Source organism: Nonomuraea rosea (genome assembly GCF_039539705.1).
GTDB lineage: Bacteria > Actinomycetota > Actinomycetes > Streptosporangiales > Streptosporangiaceae > Nonomuraea > Nonomuraea rosea.
This window is the reverse complement of sequence record NZ_BAABDQ010000045.1, coordinates 34,511-53,961: the sequence shown is the minus strand read 5'-3', so window position 1 is coordinate 53,961 and position 19,451 is coordinate 34,511. Positions and strand designations below refer to the sequence as shown.

The following is a 19,451-nucleotide window of genomic DNA, read 5'->3' as shown; positions in this document are numbered from 1 at the left end:
CGGCGGCCGAGGTCGTACCGGCCGGAAGGTGGTCTAAATGACGGCGGTCAAGGTCATCCTGGCGGGGGCGCACGGGCACGGGCGGCACCACCTGGGCAACCTGCGCAGGCTGACGGACCTGGGCCTGGTCGAGCTGGCCGGGATCTGCGACGTGCGGCCCGCGGAGGTGGACTTCTGCGCGCCGCTCCAGTCCCCCGACCTGGGCGAGCTGATCGAGAAGACCGGCGCGGAGATCACGATCATCTGCACGCCGATCCACACGCACGCCGACCTCGCGGTGACCGCGCTGCACGCCGGGTCGCACGTGCTGCTGGAGAAGCCGCCCGCGCCCAGCCCCGCCGAGCAGGAGCGGATCGCCGCCGCGGTGGCGGAGACCGGGCTGGCCTGCCAGGTCGGCTTCCAGTCGCTCGGCTCGGCGGTCGTGCCCGCACTGCGCCGGCTGATCGCGGACGGGACGCTCGGGCGGGTGCGCGGCATCGGCGGCGCGGGCGCCTGGGATCGCTCCACGGCCTACTTCACCCGGGCGGCCTGGGCGGGCAAGCGCCGCCTCGACGGCGTGGACGTGGTGGACGGCGCGCTGACCAACCCGTTCGCGCACGCCGTGGCGACCGCCCTGGCCCTGGTGGACGGGCCGATCGCGGAGATCGAGACCGAGCTCTACCACGCCTATCCGATCGAGTCGGACGACACGTCCTGCCTGCGGATCCGGATGGACGACGGCACGGTGATCACGATCGCCGTGTCGCTGTGCGCGCCGGAGCGGCACGAGCCGTACCTGGTGGTGCACGGGGACGCGGGCCGGGCCACGCTCGTCTACACGCAGGACCGGCTCAAGGTCGAGCTCGCCGACGGCACGGCCACGACCACCGTGCACGAGCGCGCGGATCTGCTGGAGAACCTGATCGACCACGTCAGGACGGGTGCCGAGCTGCTCGTACCGCTGGCCGCCACGGAGACGTTCACGCAGGTCCTGGACGCGGTCCGGCTGTCGCCCGAGCCGCTGCCGATCCCCGCGCGGCACCAGGTTCTCGACGCGGACGGCTCGGGCGAGGTGGTGAGCAGGGTCCTGCCCGGCATCGCCGGCCTGACGGCACGCAGCGCGGAGGAGCTGGCGCTCTACTCCGAGCTGAAGGCCCCGTGGGCGCAGGTGGAGCTGCTGGTGGCAGACCGCGGGGTGGCCGCGTACGAGCTGCGCCCCGACCTTCCCGCCACCGACTCGCCCCGGCCGTACCTGCACAAGGTGCGCACGCTCGGCGGCGTCGAGGTCACCGAGGTGCGCCCGGAGGACCACGTGCACCATCTCGGGGTCGGCGTGGCCATCTCCGACCTGGGCGGCGCGAACTTCTGGGGCGGCCGCACCTACGTCAAGGACCAGGGCCCGGCCTGGCTGGACGATCACGGCACGCAGCGGCACCGGGCGTTCTCGCGGCTCGACGACGACGCTTTCACCGAGCTGCTGGAGTGGACCGGACCCGGCGGGCGGCCGATGGCCCGCGAGGAGCGCACGGTCGCCGCGCGCCCTCTCGGCGACGCCTGGGCGCTGGACTTCACGTTCACGCTCACGAACCTGACCGGCGCGCCCGTGGAGATCAACAGCTCCGCCACCAAGGGCCGGGCCGGCGCGGGCTACGGCGGCTTCTTCTGGCGCGCGCCAGGCACCTCGACCGGCAGGACCACCCTGCCCGGCGACGAGCAGACCGTGCACGGCAGCACGAGCCCGTGGATCGCCATGTCCGGCACCACGCCAGAGGGCCGGGACTGGACGCTCGTCTTCGTCCAGTCGGCGGGCGACCCCTGGTTCGTGCGCGTGGAGGAGTATCCGGGCGTGGGCCAGGCGCTGGCCTGGGACCGGCCGCTGCTCGTCGAGAGCACCCTGACCAGGCGCATCATCACTGTCGTCGCGGACGGCAGGCTGGACGTGGTGTCGGCCTCCGCACTGGCCGCCGGCGTGGCGGACGTCATGGGCGGCGAGGCGGCACCCGGGCTTCGGTGACCTCTCACCTCCGGTTTCCTGGCGGTCGGCCTTCAGTCGCCTGACTCGCCTGCTTTGGTCTTGGCGGCGCGCAGCACCCGCAACGCGCCTCTGGACAGTGCCGTGAGGATGTCGGCGCACTCGTCCAGGTCGGGGTAGCGGCCGTCCAGGTGGCCCATGGCGAGCGCGTTGGTGGCGGCGTCGATCCCTTCGGCGATCATCTCCAGCCGGCGCCTGTCGCGCTCGTCGTCCGCCGTGTAACCGAGCGCGGCCAGGTCGGCCGCATGGTGCTCGCGGTAGGCCGCGGCGGTCTGCCGGGCGAAGTCGCGCAGCGAGGACGACGGGTCGTGCCGGGCCCTGAGCTGGATGCGCAGCAGCTCCGGGTGGCGGCAGATGGCCTCCAGGGGGATCCGGAAGGTGTCGCGGTGGCTTTCGAGGTCGTCGGGAGCCTCGCGGGCCTTGCGCCGCGCCTCCCGCATCGAGCGCCGCAACCGCTCGCCGCCCTCTTCCGCGAGCACCCGCAGCAGCTCCTGCCGGTCCTTGAAGTGCACGTAGAAGCTGGACTGCGCGAGGCCGGCGGCCTTGGCGACCTTGGTGGTGGTCAGCCCGGCCTCGCCTTCCTCGTCGAGGATCGCCAGGGCGGCCCTGATCAGCCTGCGCCTGGTCTGATCCTTGGCCTCGCTCCTGGTGAGCGGCGTGTTCGTCATCGGTCCCCCTCTCTCGTAACGATTGTCCCCCGGGACTTGTGCGCTTTTTCACCGATAGTACTATCGGTGAAATTGCTCTCGGGGGGATATCCGGGAGGAGGCGTGGATGAAACGCTGGAGAACACCGGCCACTCTGCTGCTGGCATCGGTGGTGATGCTGGCGTGTAGCGGCCAGCGGCCGGTCGCCGCCCCGCAGGCCGGCTCACCGACGAACACCTCAGGCCCCGCACAGGGCGGGCGGCTGATCTACGGGCTGAGCGCGGACGCCAACGGGTTCAACCCGGTCACCGACCAGTTCGCGGCGCAGAGCTACAGCATGGCGGGCACGATCATCGAGCCGCTGGTGAGCGTGGACGCCAACGGCGACTGGAAGCCGTACCTGGCCGAGTCGCTCACCCCCAATGCCAAATATGACGAATGGACGATCAAGGTCAGGACGGGGGTGTCGTTCTCCGACGGCATCTCGCTGACCGGTGACATCGTCAAGGCCAACCTGGACGCCCAGAAGGCCTCGCCGCTGAACGCGGCCGTGTTCGTCCCGATCAAGTCCTTCGAACTGGCCGACCCCATGACGGTCAAGGTGAAGCTGAACCAGCCGTGGGTCGCCTTCCCCTACTACCTGGCGGCGCAGATCGGCATGATCGTCCCGCCCGCCACGCTCGCCGACCCCAAGTCGGGCAGCCTCAAGCCGGTCGGCACCGGGCCGTTCATCTTCAAGGAGTACGTGCCGGACAACCGCATGGTCGTCGCCAAGAACCCGCGCTACTGGCGCCAGGGCCTGCCGTACCTGGACGAGGTCGAGTTCCGGATCCTGCCCGACAGCCAGACGCGGGCACAGACGCTCGAAGCCGGCGGCGTGGACGCCATCGGCACCTCCCGTGACGAGGACCTGACCAAGTTCGGCGCCATGAAGGACGCCTACACCGTGCACCGGGCGCAGGGCATGGCCGTGCCCGAGTACATGTTCATGCTCAACACCGCCGTGGCCCCGCTCGACGACGTACGGGTGCGCAAGGCCCTCGCCTACGGCACCGACCGCAAGACCGTCATCTCGACCCTGCGCGGCGGACTGACGGAGCCGGCCGAAGGACCGTGGTCCAAGGACTCCAAGTGGTACGCCGCCGGCGGCTACCCCGACTACGACGCGGCCAAGGCCGCCGCCCTGGTCAAGGAGGTGGAGGCGGAGAAGGGCCCGATCCGCTTCGAGCTGATCTCCACTCCCGACCCGAACACGATGCAGGGCGTCGAGCTGGCCCAGGACATGTGGCGCAAGGCCGGCATCGAGGTGTCCATCAAGCAGGCCGACCAGGCCGACCTGATCAACCGCGCGGTCACGGGCAACTTCGCGGCCACCGTCTGGACGCAGTTCTCCGCGCCCGACCCCGACGGCGAGTACATCTGGATGCACCAGGCGTACGCCAAGCCCGTCGGCGCCGTCTCGCTCAACTTCACCCGGCTCAAGGACGCCAAGCTGAGCGCCGCGCTCGACGTCGGCAGAGGCAACCCGGACGAGGCCGCGCGCAAGGCGGCGTACGGCACGGTGCAGGAGCGGCTTCGTGAGCTGGTGCCGTTCGTGTTCATCGACCACCTCAACACCGGGGCCATCGTGGCCAAGACCAAGGTGCGCGGCATCGGCGAGCACGTGCTGCCCGACGGCGAGAAGGGCCTGCCGCTGACCGGATCCCCGATCCCGTACCACCCGTTCTCCGGCATCTGGGTCACCCAGCGGTGATCATCGTCCACCGGCTGGCCCGGCTCCTGGTAGTGCTGCTCGTGGTGACCTTCCTGTCGTACGCCCTGCTCAATCTGCTGCCCGGTGATCCGATCACGCAGATCCTGGGCCTGTCGGCGACCGAGGAGGCCCGCGCGCAGCTCCGCCAGGAGCTCGGGCTGGACCAGCCACTGATGGTGCGCTATTTCAGCTGGCTCGGCGGGCTCGTCACCGGTGACTTCGGTGACTCCTACATCACCAGGATGCCGGTCGCGGCCGAGCTGGCCGACCGGCTGCCCGTCACCCTGGAGCTGCTGATCGTCGCGCAGGTCATCGCGCTCGGGCTGGCGATCCCGGTGGGCGTGGCCGCCGCCCGCCGCGCCGGCCGCGCGCTCGACCAGGCGCTCACCGCCCTCAGCTTCGCGTTGCTGTCCACCCCTGTGTTCGTGCTCGGCGTGCTGCTGATCCTGGTGTTCGCGGTCAACTGGCAGGTGGTGCCGGCGACCGGCTGGACCCCCATCTCGCTCGACCTGGGCTGGAACCTCACCTCCGTGATCCTGCCCGCGGTCACGCTCGGCTGCGGGCAGCTCGCCGTGTACGCGCGGCTGCTGCGTACCGACCTGATCGCGACCCTCCAGGAGGACTACATCACGCTCGCGCGCGCCCGCGGCCTGTCGCCGCGGCGCATCATGTGGCGGCACGCGCTGCGCCCGTCCGCGATCACCCTGATCACCGCCGTCGGCCTGAACCTGGGCGCGCTCATCGGCGGCACAGTGATCATCGAAACGCTCTTCGGCCTGCCCGGCGTCGGGCGGCTCATCGTCGACTCCATCTTCTCCCGCGACTACCTGACGGTTCAGGGGGGCGTCGTGCTCATCTCGGTCGGATATGTGGCCGTCAACTTCGCGGTGGACATCGTGTACGCCGCCGTCGATCCCAGGATCCGGCGTGCGTAGGCGCCTGGGGCTGGGCTTCTGGATCGCGGCGGGCTGGATCGGCCTGGTGCTGCTGGGCGCGCTCCTGGCCGACGTGCTGCCGTTCCCCCGCTACGACGAGACGCTCTCCGGCCCGCCCCAGGAGGGGCCCAGCGCCGCGCATCCCTTCGGCACCGACGGCCTCGGCCGCGACGTGCTCAGCAGGGTCGTGTACGGCGCCCGCGTCTCGCTCGGCGTGGGCGTCGGCGCCGTGCTGCTCGGCGTGGGCATCGGCGCCCCGCTCGGCATCCTGGCCGGTTACCGCAAGAAGAGCGCGGACGCGGTCATCATGGCGGTCAACGACGTGGCGCAGGCCTTCCCCGCGCTCGTCTTCGCGCTGGCCGTGGTCGCCTTCGCCGGGGCGAACCTGCGCAACGTGCTCATCGTCCTCGGCGTGCTGGGCGTGCCCTCCTGGGTCCGGCTGATCAGGGGCGCCACGCTCACCTTCGCCGAGCGGGAGTTCGTGCTGGCCGCCCGCGTGCTCGGCACCCGCGACGGGCGCATCCTGTGGCGGGAGATCGTGCCGAACGTGGCGGTCCCCGCCGCCTCGTACGCGTTCATCGGGATGGCCGTGGTCGTGGTCGCCGAGGGCAGCCTCGCCTTCCTCGGCCTGTCCGTCCAGGCGCCCACGCCGACCTGGGGCGGGCTGATCAACGAGGGCCGCACGCTCATGGAGACCGCGCCGCACGTGGTCCTGGCGCCCTCGGTGGTCATGTTCCTGACCGTGCTGTCGTTCAACCTGGTGGGCGACCGGCTCAGGGCTCTGGCGGACGTGCGCGAGAGCGGCCTGGAGCCGGTGCGGAAGGCGGCGACGCTCGCGCTGCCCACCTCGACCCACCCGGTACGCGACTGCCTGCTGCAGGTCGAGGACCTGCGCACGCACTTCGTCACGCCACGCGGCGTCGTCAAGGCCGTGGACGGGGTCTCCTTCACCCTCGAACGCGGCAAGACGCTGGCCATCGTCGGCGAGTCAGGGTCGGGCAAGTCCATGCTGATCCGCTCGATCCTGGGGCTGCTGCCGGGCACCTCGGTCCGGGGCGGGAACGTGTACCTGTCCGGCGACGACCTGACCACCTACAGCCCCGCCGAGATGCGCTCGGTCCTCGGGCCCCGGCTCGGGACCGTGTTCCAGGACCCGATGACCGCGCTCAACCCGGTGCGGACGATCGGCACGCAGGTGATGGAGCCGTTGCGGGTGCACCTGGGCATGGGCCGGCGGCAGGCGCGGGCGGAGGCCGTACGGCTGCTGGCCTCGGTCGGGATCTCCGATCCCGTGCGGATGCTGCGGCGCTACCCGCACCAGCTCTCGGGCGGGATGCGGCAGCGGGTGACGATCGCGATGGCGCTGTCGTGCGGGCCCGACGTGCTGTTCGCCGACGAGCCGACGACCGCCCTCGACGTGACCATCCAGGACCAGGTGCTGCGGCTGCTGCACCGGCTGCGGGAGGAACGGGACATGGCGGTGGTGCTGGTCAGCCATGACCTGTCCGTGGTGGCGCGGTGGGCCGACGAGGTGATCGTCATGTACGCCGGGAAGGTGGTGGAACGGGGTCCTGCGGCGGAGGTGTTCGCGCACGCGCGGATGCCGTACACGGAGGCTCTGTTGCAGGCGGCGCCCCGGCTGACGGATCCGGTGCACCATCGGCTGCGGGTCATCCCCGGCCGGCCGCCGGATCTGGTGGATCTGCCGCAGGGGTGCGCGTTCCGGGCGCGGTGCGCGTACGCGGAGGAGCGGTGCGCGCTGGAGGCGCCGCCGCTGTTCGAGGACGGCCACCAGTACGCCTGCTGGTATCCGCGCGACCGCTCGGACTCCTCGCCCGTCTCCGTCTCCATCTCCCCTCGCACCAGCCAGGAAAGGAGCTGAGATCAAGTGGCCGGTAGCGGAAGTGCTCACCTGCGTCCCCGTGACGAGGTGCTGCTGCGGGTGGAGGATCTGGTCGTGGAGTTCCCCGCCGGACGCGGCCGCACCGTGCGGGCGGTCTCCGGGGTGAGCTTCGACCTGGCGCGCGGCGAGACCCTGGGCATCGTCGGCGAGTCCGGCTGCGGCAAGTCGAGCGCCGCCAGAGCCCTCGTCCAGCTCCCGCCGCCCCGCTCGGGCTCGGTGCGGCTGGACGGCCTGGAGCTGACGACCCTGCGCGGCGAGTCCCTGCGGCGGACCCGCCGCCGCCTCCAGATGATCTTCCAGGACCCGATCTCGTCGCTCAACCCCCGCCGCCGCGTCCGCGACATCGTCGGCGAGGGCCCGCGCGTGTGGAGCCTGCCCGGCGACCGGGTGGACGAGGTGCTGGAGGCGGTCGGGCTCGACCCCAAGACGGCGGCGGTACGGCGTCCGCACGAGTTCTCGGGCGGGCAGTGCCAGCGCATCTCCATCGCCAGGGCGCTGATCCTCGATCCGGAGGTGGTGATCTGCGACGAGCCCGTGTCGGCGCTGGACGTCTCCGTACAGGCCCAGATCCTCGGCCTGCTGGAGGACCTGAAAGACCGTTACCGGCTCACCCTCGTCTTCATCGCCCACGACCTGGCCGTGGTGAAGAACATCAGTGACCGGATCATGGTGATGTACCTGGGCAAGGTGTGCGAGCTCGCCCCCAGCGCCGACCTGATCTCGCGGCCGGCGCATCCGTACACGCGGGCGTTGATCGCCTCCATCCCCGGCGGCGGCCTGGACCTGCCCCCGGCCGACACCCTGATCAGCGGCGAGCCGCCGTCGCCGGTCAGCCCGCCCACGGGGTGCCGCTTCCGTACCCGCTGCCCTCGGGCGGCGGCGCGGTGCTCCGACGAGGAGCCCCAGATCCGGCAGATCGGCGAGGAGCACTGGCTCGCCTGCCACTACCCCGCCATCGAGAGCGGGACCCCCCTTTGACCGATTTCCTGTTGCTGAAGGAGCACGACCATGGCCATTGATTTCACCCTCGCCCCGGAGCATGAGGAGATCCGCAAGCGGGTCCGGGCCTTCATCCAGGGCACCGTCATTCCCGCCATGGACGAGGTGAAGGAGAGCGACCGCGACGCCTACCTCAAGACCATCTTCCGCCTCCGCTCCCAGGCCAAGGCGGAGGGGCTGTGGCTGCCCCACATGCCCAAGGAGTGGGGCGGGATGGGCTTGGGCCACGTGGAGCTGGCCATGGTGCAGTCGGAGGCGGCCAAGACCCGCATCGGCCCCTGGGTGCTCAACTGCAGCGCCCCCGACGAGGGCAACATGCACACGCTCCTGCACTGGGCCGACGACGAGCAGAAGGAGAAGTACCTTCGTCCGCTGCTCGACGGCGCCAAGATGTCCTGCTTCGCCATGACCGAGCCCGAGGTGGCCGGCTCGGACCCCACCCTGATCAAGACGTCGGCCGTACGCGACGGGGACGAGTGGGTCATCAACGGCCACAAGTGGTTCATCTCCAACGCCCGCCGCGCCAACTTCGCCATCCTCATCGCCAGGACGGAGCCGGACGTCCCCGAGGGCTCACGGGGCGCCAACACCGCCTTCCTCGTGGACCTGCCCAACCCGGGCTGGAACGACGTACGCGAGGTCGAGACGATGCACGGCTCCACGGGCCACAGCGAGATCGTCATCGAGGACCTCCGGCTGCCCGACAGCCAAATCCTCGGCGGCCGGGGCAACGGCCACCGCCTGGGCCAGTATCGTCTCGGGCCTGCTCGCCTGGCCCACTGCATGCGCTGGATCTCGCAGGCGGAGACGGCCCTGGACATGATGGTGGACCGTGCGCTCAACCGCTACAGCCACGGCTCCCTGCTGGCCGAGAAGCAGGGCATCCAGTGGCTGATCGCCGACTCGGCCATGGAGCTGTACCAGTGCAAGCTCATGGTGCTGCACGCCGCCTCCAAGATCGACAAGGGCGAGGACTTCCGTACGGAGGTGTCGATGGCCAAACACTTCGTGGCCAACAGCCTCAACCGGATCGTGGACCGGGCGATCCAGGTGCACGGAGCCCTCGGGTACTCGACGGACACGCCGCTGGCCAACATGTTCCAGCACGCCCGCTGGGCCCGCTTCGCCGACGGGGCCGACGAGATCCACCAGATGCGCATCGCCGAACGCACGATCGCCGCCTACCAGGCCACCGGCTCCACTAGCTCCGCCACCGGCGGCCTCCCGCTGTAGGCCCCTGCCGCCCAGCCCGCCCCCGGCACGACGGCCGGGGGCGGCATCCGCGCTGTACGGCGGCTTACCCTCGCAGAACGCCGGCTTAGGACCCGGCGCCCTCGCCGAACGCCCGCCTTACGACCCGGCGCCCTCGCCGAACGCCCGGCTTAGGACCCGGCGCCGGGTTTCGTTCGTCTCCGGTTCGGCTTTTCTGCGGGCCAGCACAACGTCGAGCGCCAGCAACCGCCGCGCCGCTCCGTCCGCCTGCTCGCGAGCCTCGTCGAGGCCTCGTTGCGCCCCGTCCAAGAATTCGTCGCAAGCGCGCCCGCGCCCGGCGCAGCTCGGCGCGTATGCGCTGAGCGGAAATCGGCGTTGTCGCCACGACCGTCTCGTGCCCCTTCAGCACCTGAATATCCCTTCACCGAAATATCCCGCGAAAGGCGACCACAACCGGAAACGCCGAGGAAACGCGGCCCCGAGTTGGCTGCTCCCATGACCCTCCACGCCCCCGACCGCCGCGCGTTCCTCCGGCGGACGGGCCTCGCCCTGGCCGCCGGCGCGATACTCCCCGCCCTGGACGCCGCCCCGAACGCGGCCGTCGCCGCCACGGAAGACCCTGACCTGCTGTTCAAGGCGGGCAACTTCCATGCGGCCGAACGCGGCTACCGCCGCCAGCTCCGCAAGGACCCACGCGACGCGCACGCCCTGGCCCAGCTCGGCTACCTCGCCCTGCTCACCAACCGCTTCGGCGCGGCGGAGCAGCACCTGTCCAAGGCCCTCGCCCTGCGGCCCGGCGACGTCGCCTCGGCGCAGCGGCTGGCCGAGTGCTTCGTCCGGCAGGACCGGCTCGCCCGCGCCGTACCGTTGCTGAAGGGCATCGACCGCCCCCGCGACCAGGCCCTCGCCAAGCTCTACTCCCACGTCGGCGGCACACCCTGGCAGCTCCACGGAGCCCAGAGCGCACGCGTGCCCTTCGTCACCCTGGACCCCGTGCCCGCCGTCGAGGCCAGCCTGAACGGCGGAGCACCCGGAACGTTCTGGCTCGACACCTACGCCACGCTCGACCTGTCGAAAGAGGTGGCGGAGCGGGCGGGCCTGCGCGCGGTGGCCACCATGCCGGGCGGAGTAGCCAACAATCAGCCCATCAACATCTGGCTCGGCGTCCTGGACTCGTTCAAGATCGGCAACGTCGAGATCCGCAACCTTCCGGTGCAGTGGAGCGACGCGCAACGCCCCCCACTCCCCGACGGGACGGCGGCGGCGGGCGCGTTCGGCACGACGATCTTCTACCACTTCCTGACCACCATGGACTACGCCGGCCGGGCCCTGACACTGCGGCCCAGGAGCAAGGCCGGCTCCCGAGCGCACGCCGCCGACCGGCTGCCGCTCTGGCTGGCCGGCGACCACTACCCGTGCACACTGGGCAGCCTCGGCGACTACGGCCCGCGGATGGCCACCGTCGACACCGGCGGCATCGCCAGCGGCCTCGACACCACGGTGGAGATCGCCGAACGGGCGGGCGGCATCACGGTGGACCACGACCACCCGATCGAACAGCCGGGCGGCAACAAGCTCTACCCGATCACGGCCGAGCGGATCAGCCTGGGCCGGGCCGTCGGACGCGACGTGCCGGGCCACGCGGCGGAGAAGGTCTTCCCCGGGTTCCCCGGCCCGGGCCAGTCCGCGCAGTTCGGCTTCGACCTGATCGCCAACTTCACCCACGAGTTCTTCAAGCCGTACGCGATCACCTTCGACTACACCGCCATGCGACTCACCATCACCCGCGGCTGATCCCCCGCCTCAGACGGTCACCGAAGGGGCAGGCAACGGCACAATGTCGCGCTCGTAATAGGTCCTGAAGTCCTCGCCCACCGCGTACAGCTTGTCGAGCTCTCCCCTGCACGCCGCGATCACCTCGGGATCGTCGATCCGCCGGGCCCCGCTGTGGGCCCCGGTGGAGTCGTACGTGATCTCGTACATCACCAAGGAGCCCAGCACCACCAGCTCCGGCAGCGGCCGGTCGATCTCGAGGTCGGCCACCTCGGCCGCGTCGAGCACCCGCACCTTCTCGGTCGCCGCGGCCCGCAGTGCCAGGACGTGCATCTCCCATTGCAGGTAGGGCGTGACGGGCTGCTCGACGATCCGGATCCGCCTGCGCGTGACGCTCTTGGCCCGGCGGCCCGGCTCCCGCGCGGCGGCCGGCTCGTCGTCGATCAGCTTGAGCGACCGGTCCCAGTCGCCCTCCATCATCGCGACCCAGCTCGGCTCCCCGGACTGGCGGAAGCTCTGGATCCGCTCAAGCTTCCAGAACACGTCATCGATGTTCCGGAAGTTCGGCCAGAAGTCATCGAGATACCCTTCCGCGCTCAACACAACGCCCGGTATTTCGTTAATGCGGTCGAGCATCAGGCATATCCTTTTGGCCGCAAGCAGCGTCCTCCGCAAGGCGTTCGCCCTGGCCGATGGCCGGTTGCTGCTCATATTCGCAGGTCAGCTCCTGCCTATCACCGCGAAGTCGCCGTTGTCGAGTTTCACTGCTTCAAGGCATGGGCGATCAACTTTGGCCCGTGAAGCGACCGAGCAGGAATGGAGAAGCGGCGGTCACGGAGCCGCAACTAGCGTGACTGCCATGGACCTCCACCTGCCGCTCGACGCCCCCCGGCGGTGAGGTCCAGCCGGCCACCCACGAACCTCAGGAGCGACCATGACCGACTCTTCCACCCAGGGAATCAAGACCGTGCTGCACCCCGTGGCCGACCTCGAGAAGGCCAAGGCGGTGTACACCGCCCTGCTCGGCATCGCGCCGCAGACCGACGGGTCCTACTACGTCGGCTTCGACGTCGCGGGCCAGCACATCGGGCTGGTGCCGAACGGCGGGCCGCAGGGCATGTCCTCGCCGGTGGCGTACTGGCACGTACCGGACATCGAGGCGAAGCTGGCCGAGGTGACCGCCGCGGGCGCCACCGTGAAGGAGCCCGCCCACGACGTCGGCGGCGGCCGCCTCGTGGCCACCTTCACCGACACCGACGGCAACGTCCTTGGGCTGGTTCAGGACCAGTGAGCGCCGGCCCCCGCTCCTGCGGCGCGGGAGCGGGGTGACCGGTTCGCCGTGTGGCCGATGGCCCTCACCTGGCCAAATCAATAGAGAATCGGACATACTCTCGAAGCCGGTCAGATCAAGCCAGGCGACACCGACGGAGACCGTGAACGCGGCCCCCTTACCTATGGAGACACGATGAGCCAGGAAACGAGGACGGACCCGCAGTCGCCTGCGCCGCACGCTGCCAGCCACGATGTGATCCGCGTGCACGGCGCGCGCGAGAACAACCTCAAGGACATCAGCGTCGAGATCCCGAAGCGCCAGCTGACGGTGTTCACCGGCGTCTCCGGGTCGGGGAAGAGCTCGCTCGTGTTCGACACGATCGCCGCCGAGTCGCAGCGGCTGATCAACGAGACCTACAGCGCCTTCGTCCAGGGCTTCATGCCGACGCTGGCGCGGCCCGAGGTCGACGTGCTCGAAGGACTGACGACCGCGATCATCGTCGACCAGCAGCGGATGGGCGCCGATCCCCGTTCCACGGTGGGCACGGCCACCGACGCCAACGCGATGCTGCGCATCCTCTTCAGCCGGCTCGGGCAGCCGCACATCGGGTCGCCCCAGGCGTTCGCCTTCAACGTCCCCACGGTCAGGGCGAGCGGTGCGATCACCGTCGAACGCGGCGCCCGCAAGGCCGAGCGGGCGTCGTTCACCCGCATCGGCGGCATGTGCACGCGCTGCGAAGGCCGGGGCGCGGTCTCCGACATCGACCTCACCCAGCTCTACGACGACTCCAAGTCGATCGCCGAGGGCGCGTTCACCATCCCCGGCTGGAAGTCGGACAGCTTCTGGACGGTGCGGGTCTACGCCGAGTCGGGCCTCCTCGACCCGGACAAGCCGATCCGCGACTTCACCAAGAAGGAGATGCAGGACTTCCTCTACCGGGAGCCGATCAAGGTCAAGGTCGAGGGCGTCAACCTCACGTACGAGGGGCTGATCCCCAAGATCCAGAAGTCGTTCCTGTCCAAGGACAAGGAGGCGATGCAGCCGCACATCCGGGCCTTCGTGGAGCGGGCGGTCACCTTCACCACCTGCCCCGAATGCGACGGCACCCGGCTCAGCGAGGACGCCCGGTCGTCGAAGATCAGCGGGATCAGCATCGCCGAAGCGTGCGCGATGCAGATCAGCGACCTGGCCGAATGGGTCCGCGGCCTGGACGAGCCGTCGGTGGCGCCGTTGCTCGGAAAGCTGCTGCATACCCTCGACTCCTTCGTGGAGATCGGCCTGGGCTACCTCTCGCTGGAGCGGCCGGCGGGCACGCTGTCGGGCGGTGAGGCGCAGCGCGTCAAGATGATCCGCCACCTCGGCTCCGCGCTCACCGACGTCACCTACGTCTTCGACGAGCCCACCATCGGCCTGCACCCCCACGACATCCAGCGGATGAACGACCTGCTGCTGCGGCTGCGGGACAAGGGCAACACGGTGCTCGTCGTGGAGCACAAGCCGGAGACCATCGCGATCGCCGACCGCGTCGTCGACCTCGGCCCAGGCGCCGGTACGGGAGGCGGCACCGTCTGCTTCGAAGGCACCGTCGAAGGGTTGCGGTCCAGCGGCACCATCACCGGCCGCCATCTCGACGACCGGGCCACCCTCAAGGAGAAGGTCCGGAAGGCCACCGGCACGCTGGAGATCCGCGGCGCGACGGCGAACAACCTGGTCGACGTCGACGTCGACATCCCGCTCGGGGTGCTCACCGTCGTCACCGGCGTGGCCGGCTCCGGCAAGAGCTCGCTGATCCACGGCTCGATCCCGGCCCGCGCCGGCGTGGTGTCGATCGACCAGGCCGGGATCCGCGGCTCCCGGCGCAGCAACCCGGCGACCTACACCGGCCTGCTCGACCCGATCCGCAAGGCGTTCGCGAAGGCCAACGGTGTCAAGCCGGCGCTGTTCAGCGCCAACTCCGAGGGCGCCTGCCCCAACTGCAACGGCGCCGGCGTCGTCTTCACCGACCTGGGCATGATGGCCGGCGTCTCCACCACCTGCGAGGTGTGCGAAGGGAAGCGGTTCGAGGCCTCGGTGCTGGACCACCACCTCGGCGGCCGCGACATCAGCGAGGTGCTCGCGATGCCGGTGACCGAGGCCCAGGAGTTCTTCGGCGCCGGCGAGGCGCGCACGCCGGCCGCGCACGCCATCCTCGACCGGCTCGCCGACGTCGGCCTCGGCTACCTCAGCCTCGGCCAGCCGCTCACCACGCTGTCCGGCGGCGAGCGGCAGCGGCTCAAGCTGGCCACCCACATGGCCAACAAGGGCGGCATCTACGTCCTGGACGAGCCGACCACCGGCCTGCACCTCGCCGACGTCGAGCACCTGCTCGGCCTCCTCGACCGGCTCGTGGACGCCGGCAAGTCGGTCATCGTCATCGAACACCACCAGGCGGTCATGGCACACGCCGACTGGATCATCGACCTCGGCCCCGGCGCCGGACACGACGGGGGCCGGATCATCTTCGAAGGCACCCCCGCCGACCTCGTCACCGCCCGCTCCACCCTCACCGGCGAACACCTCGCCGCCTACGTAGGCGCCTGACCAGGCACGCCACGCAGGAGCGACACAAGCAACACGGGACGAGCCCCGGAGCACCCCGAGCTCGTCCCCGGACGCGCCCGGGGCTCGTCCCGGCGACGAGCCCCGGGTGACGCGGGGGCTCATCCATACTGATGAGCCCCAGACCGCCCCCGGCGACTCGTCCCGGCAGGCACCTAAGCCCCGGACCTTCCCGGAACCCGCGTCCCGACAGCCAAGCCCGAATCCACCCCGGAGCTCATCCCGGCAGGCGGCGGCGAACCGACTCTCGACTCGCAACACGCCGCAACCGAAGCCGCCCACCGTGCTCAACCAACCAGAGAGGCGAGCCCTGCCGCCTCTGCCGTCCACGTGGGCCCGAACCGGAGACGGCAGGTCAGACCCATTAGACGCCGAAGGCCGCCGGGTAGCGGATGGTGCCGGAGGGGATGGGGAGTGCGGGATCGAAGGCGAGCGCCATCATGTACTTGTCCTCGACCTCGAACGGCGGCCGGATGCCGTAGCGGGAGGCGGGGACACAGCCGAAGCGGGGATAGTACTCGGCATGGCCGAGGACGAGTACGAGGTTCTCACCCTGCTCGCGAGCAGCCCGCAGCGCGGCGCGAATCGCCGCCGAACCCGCGCCCTGCCGCTGAAACTCCGGTAGCACGGCGCACGGGCCCAGCGTGAGGGCCGGAGCACCGTCGACGTGGCAGCGGGTGAGCAGCGCGAACCCGGCGATGCGACCGTCGGGACCTTCGGTGACCCAGGACAGGCCGGGCAGCCAAGCCTCCGGGTCAGAACGCAGGGCCTCGACCAGGTCGGCTTCGAGCGAGGTGGAGAAGGCGGCCAGGTTGACCTCGCGGATCTGAACGTGGTCGGCGTCGGTCTCGGGGCGGGCGGTCCAGGTGATGGTCATGGCGGTGTCGGGATCCGTTTCCGTACTCGTGATCGGTCGCAGGATGTCGCCGCCGGCGTGGCGGCACTCGGTGCTGTGGGCCTGTCGCATGGCGATCGCGTCACCCGTCACCGCGACGCCCCTGCTCGGGACGTCGCTCAAGGTGCCGGGCGATCCTTGAATGGCACTGGTCTGTTCGGTGACCTGGGATCGCGGGAGGTCGTTCATAGCTGGCGATCCCGGAACCGGTAGGTCGCCCGCAGATGGCTGGTGATGGCCTTCTGCCGGTCGGTGAGCTCCCCACGCAGCCGAGCATCGGTACGCGAGGTGGCCCAGTCGTTCTCCCGCTGCAGCTTCCGATAGCTGGCCAGGCGGCGCCCGGCCAGCTCACCCGCGCTGATGGCGGCCTGCACGGCGCACCCCGGCTCGCTGTCGTGAGCGCAGTCGGCGAAACGGCAGCCCGCAGCGAGGTGCTCGATGTCGGCGAAGACCTGCTCCAGACCTTCGGCAGCGTCATAGAGGCTGATCCCACGCAGGCCCGGCGTGTCGATGAGCACACCGCCGCCGGGCAGGGCCACCAGTTCACGACGAACGGTGGTGTGGCGGCCCTTACCGTCCTGAGCACGTACCTCGCCGGTGGCCAGCAGCTCCTCGCCGAGCAGGGCGTTGGCGAGCGTGGACTTGCCCGCGCCGGAGGAGCCCAGCAACACGGCGGTGCCACCGATCGACGCCCGCAACTCGCCGATGCCCTGGCCGGTCTCCGCGCTGACAGCCAGCACGTCCAGACCTGGCGCCAACGCCCGGGTCTCGGCATGTACGTCGTCGGCGTCGGCGATCAGATCCGCCTTGGTCAGTACGATGAGCGGCTGGGCACCGCTCTCCCAGGCCAAGGCCAGCAGCCGCTCCAGCCGAGCCGGATCCACCGGAGCCGCCAGAGAGACGGCAATGATCACGAGGTCGACGTTGGCAGCCAGCACCTGCCCATGTGAGGAACGCGACGCGGAAGACCGCACGATCGCGCTACGCCGCGGCAACAGCGCCACCAACTCCAGCCCCACCCCCAGGTTCAGGGCCAGCCCCATGTCCGGAGCCAGGTCCGGGTCCGGGTCGAGGTCCGGGTCCGGAGCCAGGTCCGGGTCCGGAGCCAGGTCCAGGTCCGGAGCCAGGTCCAGGTCCGGAGCCAGGTCCAGGTCCGGAGCCAGGTCCAGGTCCGGAGCCAGGTCCGGGTCGAGGTCCGGGTCCGGGTCAGGAGCCGGGTACGGGTCAGGAGCCGGGTACGGGTCAGGAGCCGGGTACGGGTCCGGGTCGGGGTCAGGAGCCGGGGCCGATGCCGATCGCAGGGCCGCCCAGTCGCCGGTGCAGGGCGCATCCAGCGGGTCGGAACGGCGCAGGCCGGACATAAGGACGCGTGCGAGACCAGACTCGGTCACCACATCGCATCGGCCGCGATCCACGCGCACGATCCGGCCTGGGCGCAGACCATCCTGCCGGTGTACGGCGAAGGCGTCCTCCATCGCCCGGGTCCACCCATAGCGGGACAGGACTGTGCCAGTGGAAGAAGCAGAAGGATCCGTGAAAGGAGAATTCAACGTGAGACACCTTGCGGAGAAGGGGCCCCGACGAGACTCAAGCATGACCCGCAGCGCAAGCCTTCCGGCGCGCGACGAGCGTGCGAACTAGGTCAGACCGGGGCCCGGGACGTGAGGATTGTCCGGGCGCTGCACAGAGCAGCGGTCTTCACCGCGGTCATTCAACCTCACCTCCCTCTCAACCCGTATCCGATACGACGAGCGCCAGCCTAGCACCCAAGGACGCCGGTCGCCCCGACCACAAAAACCCCGCACACCCGACCCAGCTAACCCAAGCCCCGCACACCCCGAATCCCGCACACCCCGAACCCCAGCAACCCTCAAGTCCCGCGCATCCCGAACGACCCGAACCCGGCCGCGATATCCACCCGCTGCACCAGCAACCTCAAGCCCCGCATACCCCGACACCTGCCAACCTCTAGTCCGAAAATCGGAGCGTTAGTGGACAGGCGGCAGCGAACCCCGGCGTGTGGTGGCGGGTCGGGGTTCGTGATCACCTCTGCTGGTCAGGCGGCTGGTTCGAGGATGACCCGATAGCCGAGGGCTTCGAGCTGGCGGATGTGGTTGCGCTTCTTGCGTTCGGGGCCGATGCGTTTGTCGTAGAAGTCGGCGCCCAGGTCGATGTAGCGCGCTTCGGGGTTGGACAGCAGGTGCCATACGATGATCAAGATGGAGCGGCCGACCGCGACGATGGCGCGTTTGGTGCCGCGTCGGCGGGCGATGCGCCGGTAGCGTTCGCCGAGGAAGGTGTTGCTTTTGCCGGCGACCACGGCCGCTTCGCCCAGCACGCGGGCCAGGTAGCGGTTGCCGTGACCGGTCGCCCCGCGGCCTTTGCGTTTGCCCGCCGACTCCTTGATGCCTGGGGCGAAGCGGGCCCAGGAGGCCAGGTGCGCGGCGGTGGGAAAGCGGCTCATGTCCAGGCCGATCTCGGCGATGATGGCCTGCGCAGCGGTGATGCCGATGCCGGGGATCTCATCCAGACGGTGCACAGCCGCTTGAGCGAAAGGGGCGATCAGCTCCTCGATCCGGGCCTCAACCCGCGCAAGGTCGTGGCTGATCTGGTCTACGCGGGCCAGCATCGTGGCCAGCAGGAAGGCGTGGTGGTCGGTGAAGTGACCGGTGAAGGCTTCGACAAGATCGGGGATCTTCCTGCGCAGGGTGGAGCGAGCCACCTCGGCCAGCACCCGCGGATTGCGTTCGCCGGCGATCAGCGAGCCCATCATCGCCCTGCCGGAGACGCCGAAGATGTCGGAGGCGACCACCGACAGCTTGATCTGCGCGTCTTCGAGTAGTTTCTCGGCCCGCTGTTTCTCCGCGGTGCGGGCGCCGATCAGATCGACCCGGTAGCGGGTCAGATCCCGTAGCTGCCGGATCTCGGGCGGCGGGACGAAACTGGGGCGCAGCATCTGCCGTTCGGCGACCTTGCACAACCACACCGCATCCAGCCGATCGGTCTTCGGGCGGCCGGGCAGGTGTTTGACGTCGCGGGCGTTGACCAGCCAGGCATCCAACCCGGCGGCTTCCAGCAGGTAGAAGATGGGTTTCCAGTAGTCGCTGGTGGCCTCCATCACCACCCGCCTCACGCCGAGGGCGTGCAGGTGGTCGGCCATGCCCAGCACCGAGCGGGTCATGGTCGAATACGACTGCACTTCCTGCAGTCGCCGTCCGGGCTTGTCCTCATCCGGAATCCGCACGCAGCACATCAGCGTGGCCTTGCCGATGTCCAGCGCCGCGACCCGCTCGATGATCTCCTCGTGATCCTTGCTTTCCTCCAGCATCGCGATCCTCCCGCCGCGTTCATGCGTCAGTCCCTGCACGGTGCCCGAGAAACCGCTGGGGGAGAAGCGAATCTAGTCCGCGTGCTCGAAGCACAGTGAAGGGCCCACGGCGCGGCTTCCGGCG

The 19,451-nt window shown here is 70.1% G+C and carries 14 protein-coding genes; 9 read left to right on the top strand and 5 right to left on the bottom strand.

Translation table 11 applies throughout. From position 1 onward, the window contains the following. The first annotated feature begins 37 nt into the window (after positions 1 to 37). A complete protein-coding gene (locus ABEA43_RS55925; RefSeq protein ID WP_345575454.1) occupies positions 38 to 1,993 on the top strand; it encodes a DUF6807 family protein in 1,956 nt (651 codons plus the stop codon). A 32-nt stretch (positions 1,994 to 2,025) separates the two neighbouring features. Here the strand turns inward: ABEA43_RS55925 and ABEA43_RS55920 are convergent, their stop codons facing one another. Then, positions 2,026 to 2,679 (bottom strand): TetR family transcriptional regulator, encoded by a 654-nt coding sequence (locus ABEA43_RS55920; RefSeq protein ID WP_345575452.1) that lies wholly within the window; start codon positions 2,677 to 2,679, stop codon positions 2,026 to 2,028. A gap of 106 nt (positions 2,680 to 2,785) precedes the next feature. Between ABEA43_RS55920 and ABEA43_RS55915 the strand changes: the two genes are divergently transcribed. The 6 genes from ABEA43_RS55915 to ABEA43_RS55890 all read left to right on the top strand — a co-directional run bounded on the left by ABEA43_RS55915 (position 2,786) and on the right by ABEA43_RS55890 (position 11,254). After that, positions 2,786 to 4,411 carry an ABC transporter substrate-binding protein gene (locus ABEA43_RS55915; RefSeq protein ID WP_345575450.1) on the top strand — a complete coding sequence of 542 codons (1,626 nt, stop codon included), beginning with the start codon at positions 2,786 to 2,788 and terminating at the stop codon, positions 4,409 to 4,411. Further along, the gene (locus ABEA43_RS55910) at positions 4,408 to 5,346 is read left to right on the top strand and encodes an ABC transporter permease (RefSeq protein ID WP_345575448.1); all 939 of its coding nucleotides are present in this window, start codon (positions 4,408 to 4,410) and stop codon (positions 5,344 to 5,346) included. The genes ABEA43_RS55915 and ABEA43_RS55910 overlap by 4 nt, the downstream gene beginning before the upstream one ends. Beyond that, positions 5,339 to 7,228, top strand: a complete 1,890-nt coding sequence (locus ABEA43_RS55905; protein ID WP_345575446.1) for a dipeptide/oligopeptide/nickel ABC transporter permease/ATP-binding protein — start codon at positions 5,339 to 5,341, stop codon at positions 7,226 to 7,228. Before ABEA43_RS55910 ends, ABEA43_RS55905 begins: the two co-directional genes overlap by 8 nt. 6 nt (positions 7,229 to 7,234) lie before the next feature. Continuing rightward, on the top strand, positions 7,235 to 8,227 hold the full coding sequence (locus ABEA43_RS55900; RefSeq protein ID WP_345575444.1) for an ABC transporter ATP-binding protein: 993 nt from the start codon (positions 7,235 to 7,237) through the stop codon (positions 8,225 to 8,227). Between the two features lie 30 nt (positions 8,228 to 8,257). Further along, positions 8,258 to 9,481 carry an acyl-CoA dehydrogenase family protein gene (locus tag ABEA43_RS55895; RefSeq protein WP_345575442.1) on the top strand — a complete coding sequence of 408 codons (1,224 nt, stop codon included), beginning with the start codon at positions 8,258 to 8,260 and terminating at the stop codon, positions 9,479 to 9,481. A 474-nt stretch (positions 9,482 to 9,955) separates the two neighbouring features. Next, positions 9,956 to 11,254: an aspartyl protease family protein gene (locus ABEA43_RS55890; protein ID WP_345575440.1), complete on the top strand. Its 1,299-nt coding sequence runs from the start codon at positions 9,956 to 9,958 to the stop codon at positions 11,252 to 11,254. A 9-nt stretch (positions 11,255 to 11,263) separates the two neighbouring features. Here the strand turns inward: ABEA43_RS55890 and ABEA43_RS55885 are convergent, their stop codons facing one another. Beyond that, the gene (locus ABEA43_RS55885) at positions 11,264 to 11,869 is read right to left on the bottom strand and encodes a DUF6879 family protein (RefSeq protein ID WP_345575435.1); all 606 of its coding nucleotides are present in this window, start codon (positions 11,867 to 11,869) and stop codon (positions 11,264 to 11,266) included. A gap of 298 nt (positions 11,870 to 12,167) precedes the next feature. Here ABEA43_RS55885 and ABEA43_RS55880 point away from each other — a divergent pair, with 298 nt between their 5' ends. Both ABEA43_RS55880 and ABEA43_RS55875 read left to right on the top strand, forming a co-directional pair. Beyond that, a complete protein-coding gene (locus tag ABEA43_RS55880; protein WP_345575433.1) occupies positions 12,168 to 12,524 on the top strand; it encodes a VOC family protein in 357 nt (118 codons plus the stop codon). A 174-nt stretch (positions 12,525 to 12,698) separates the two neighbouring features. Further along, positions 12,699 to 15,086, top strand: a complete 2,388-nt coding sequence (locus ABEA43_RS55875) for an ATP-binding cassette domain-containing protein (protein WP_345575431.1) — start codon at positions 12,699 to 12,701, stop codon at positions 15,084 to 15,086. Positions 15,087 to 15,468: 382 nt separating this feature from the next. On the opposite strand, the gene ABEA43_RS55870 is transcribed toward ABEA43_RS55875, so the two are convergent. The 3 genes from ABEA43_RS55870 to ABEA43_RS55860 all read right to left on the bottom strand — a co-directional run bounded on the left by ABEA43_RS55870 (position 15,469) and on the right by ABEA43_RS55860 (position 19,327). Then, positions 15,469 to 15,981 (bottom strand): GNAT family N-acetyltransferase, encoded by a 513-nt coding sequence (locus ABEA43_RS55870; RefSeq protein WP_345575597.1) that lies wholly within the window; start codon positions 15,979 to 15,981, stop codon positions 15,469 to 15,471. Positions 15,982 to 16,184: 203 nt separating this feature from the next. After that, positions 16,185 to 17,390 carry a ribosome small subunit-dependent GTPase A gene (gene rsgA, locus ABEA43_RS55865; protein ID WP_345575429.1) on the bottom strand — a complete coding sequence of 402 codons (1,206 nt, stop codon included), beginning with the start codon at positions 17,388 to 17,390 and terminating at the stop codon, positions 16,185 to 16,187. Between the two features lie 665 nt (positions 17,391 to 18,055). Continuing rightward, on the bottom strand, positions 18,056 to 19,327 hold the full coding sequence (locus ABEA43_RS55860; protein ID WP_345575427.1) for an IS110 family RNA-guided transposase: 1,272 nt from the start codon (positions 19,325 to 19,327) through the stop codon (positions 18,056 to 18,058). Positions 19,328 to 19,451: the final 124 nt, after the last annotated feature.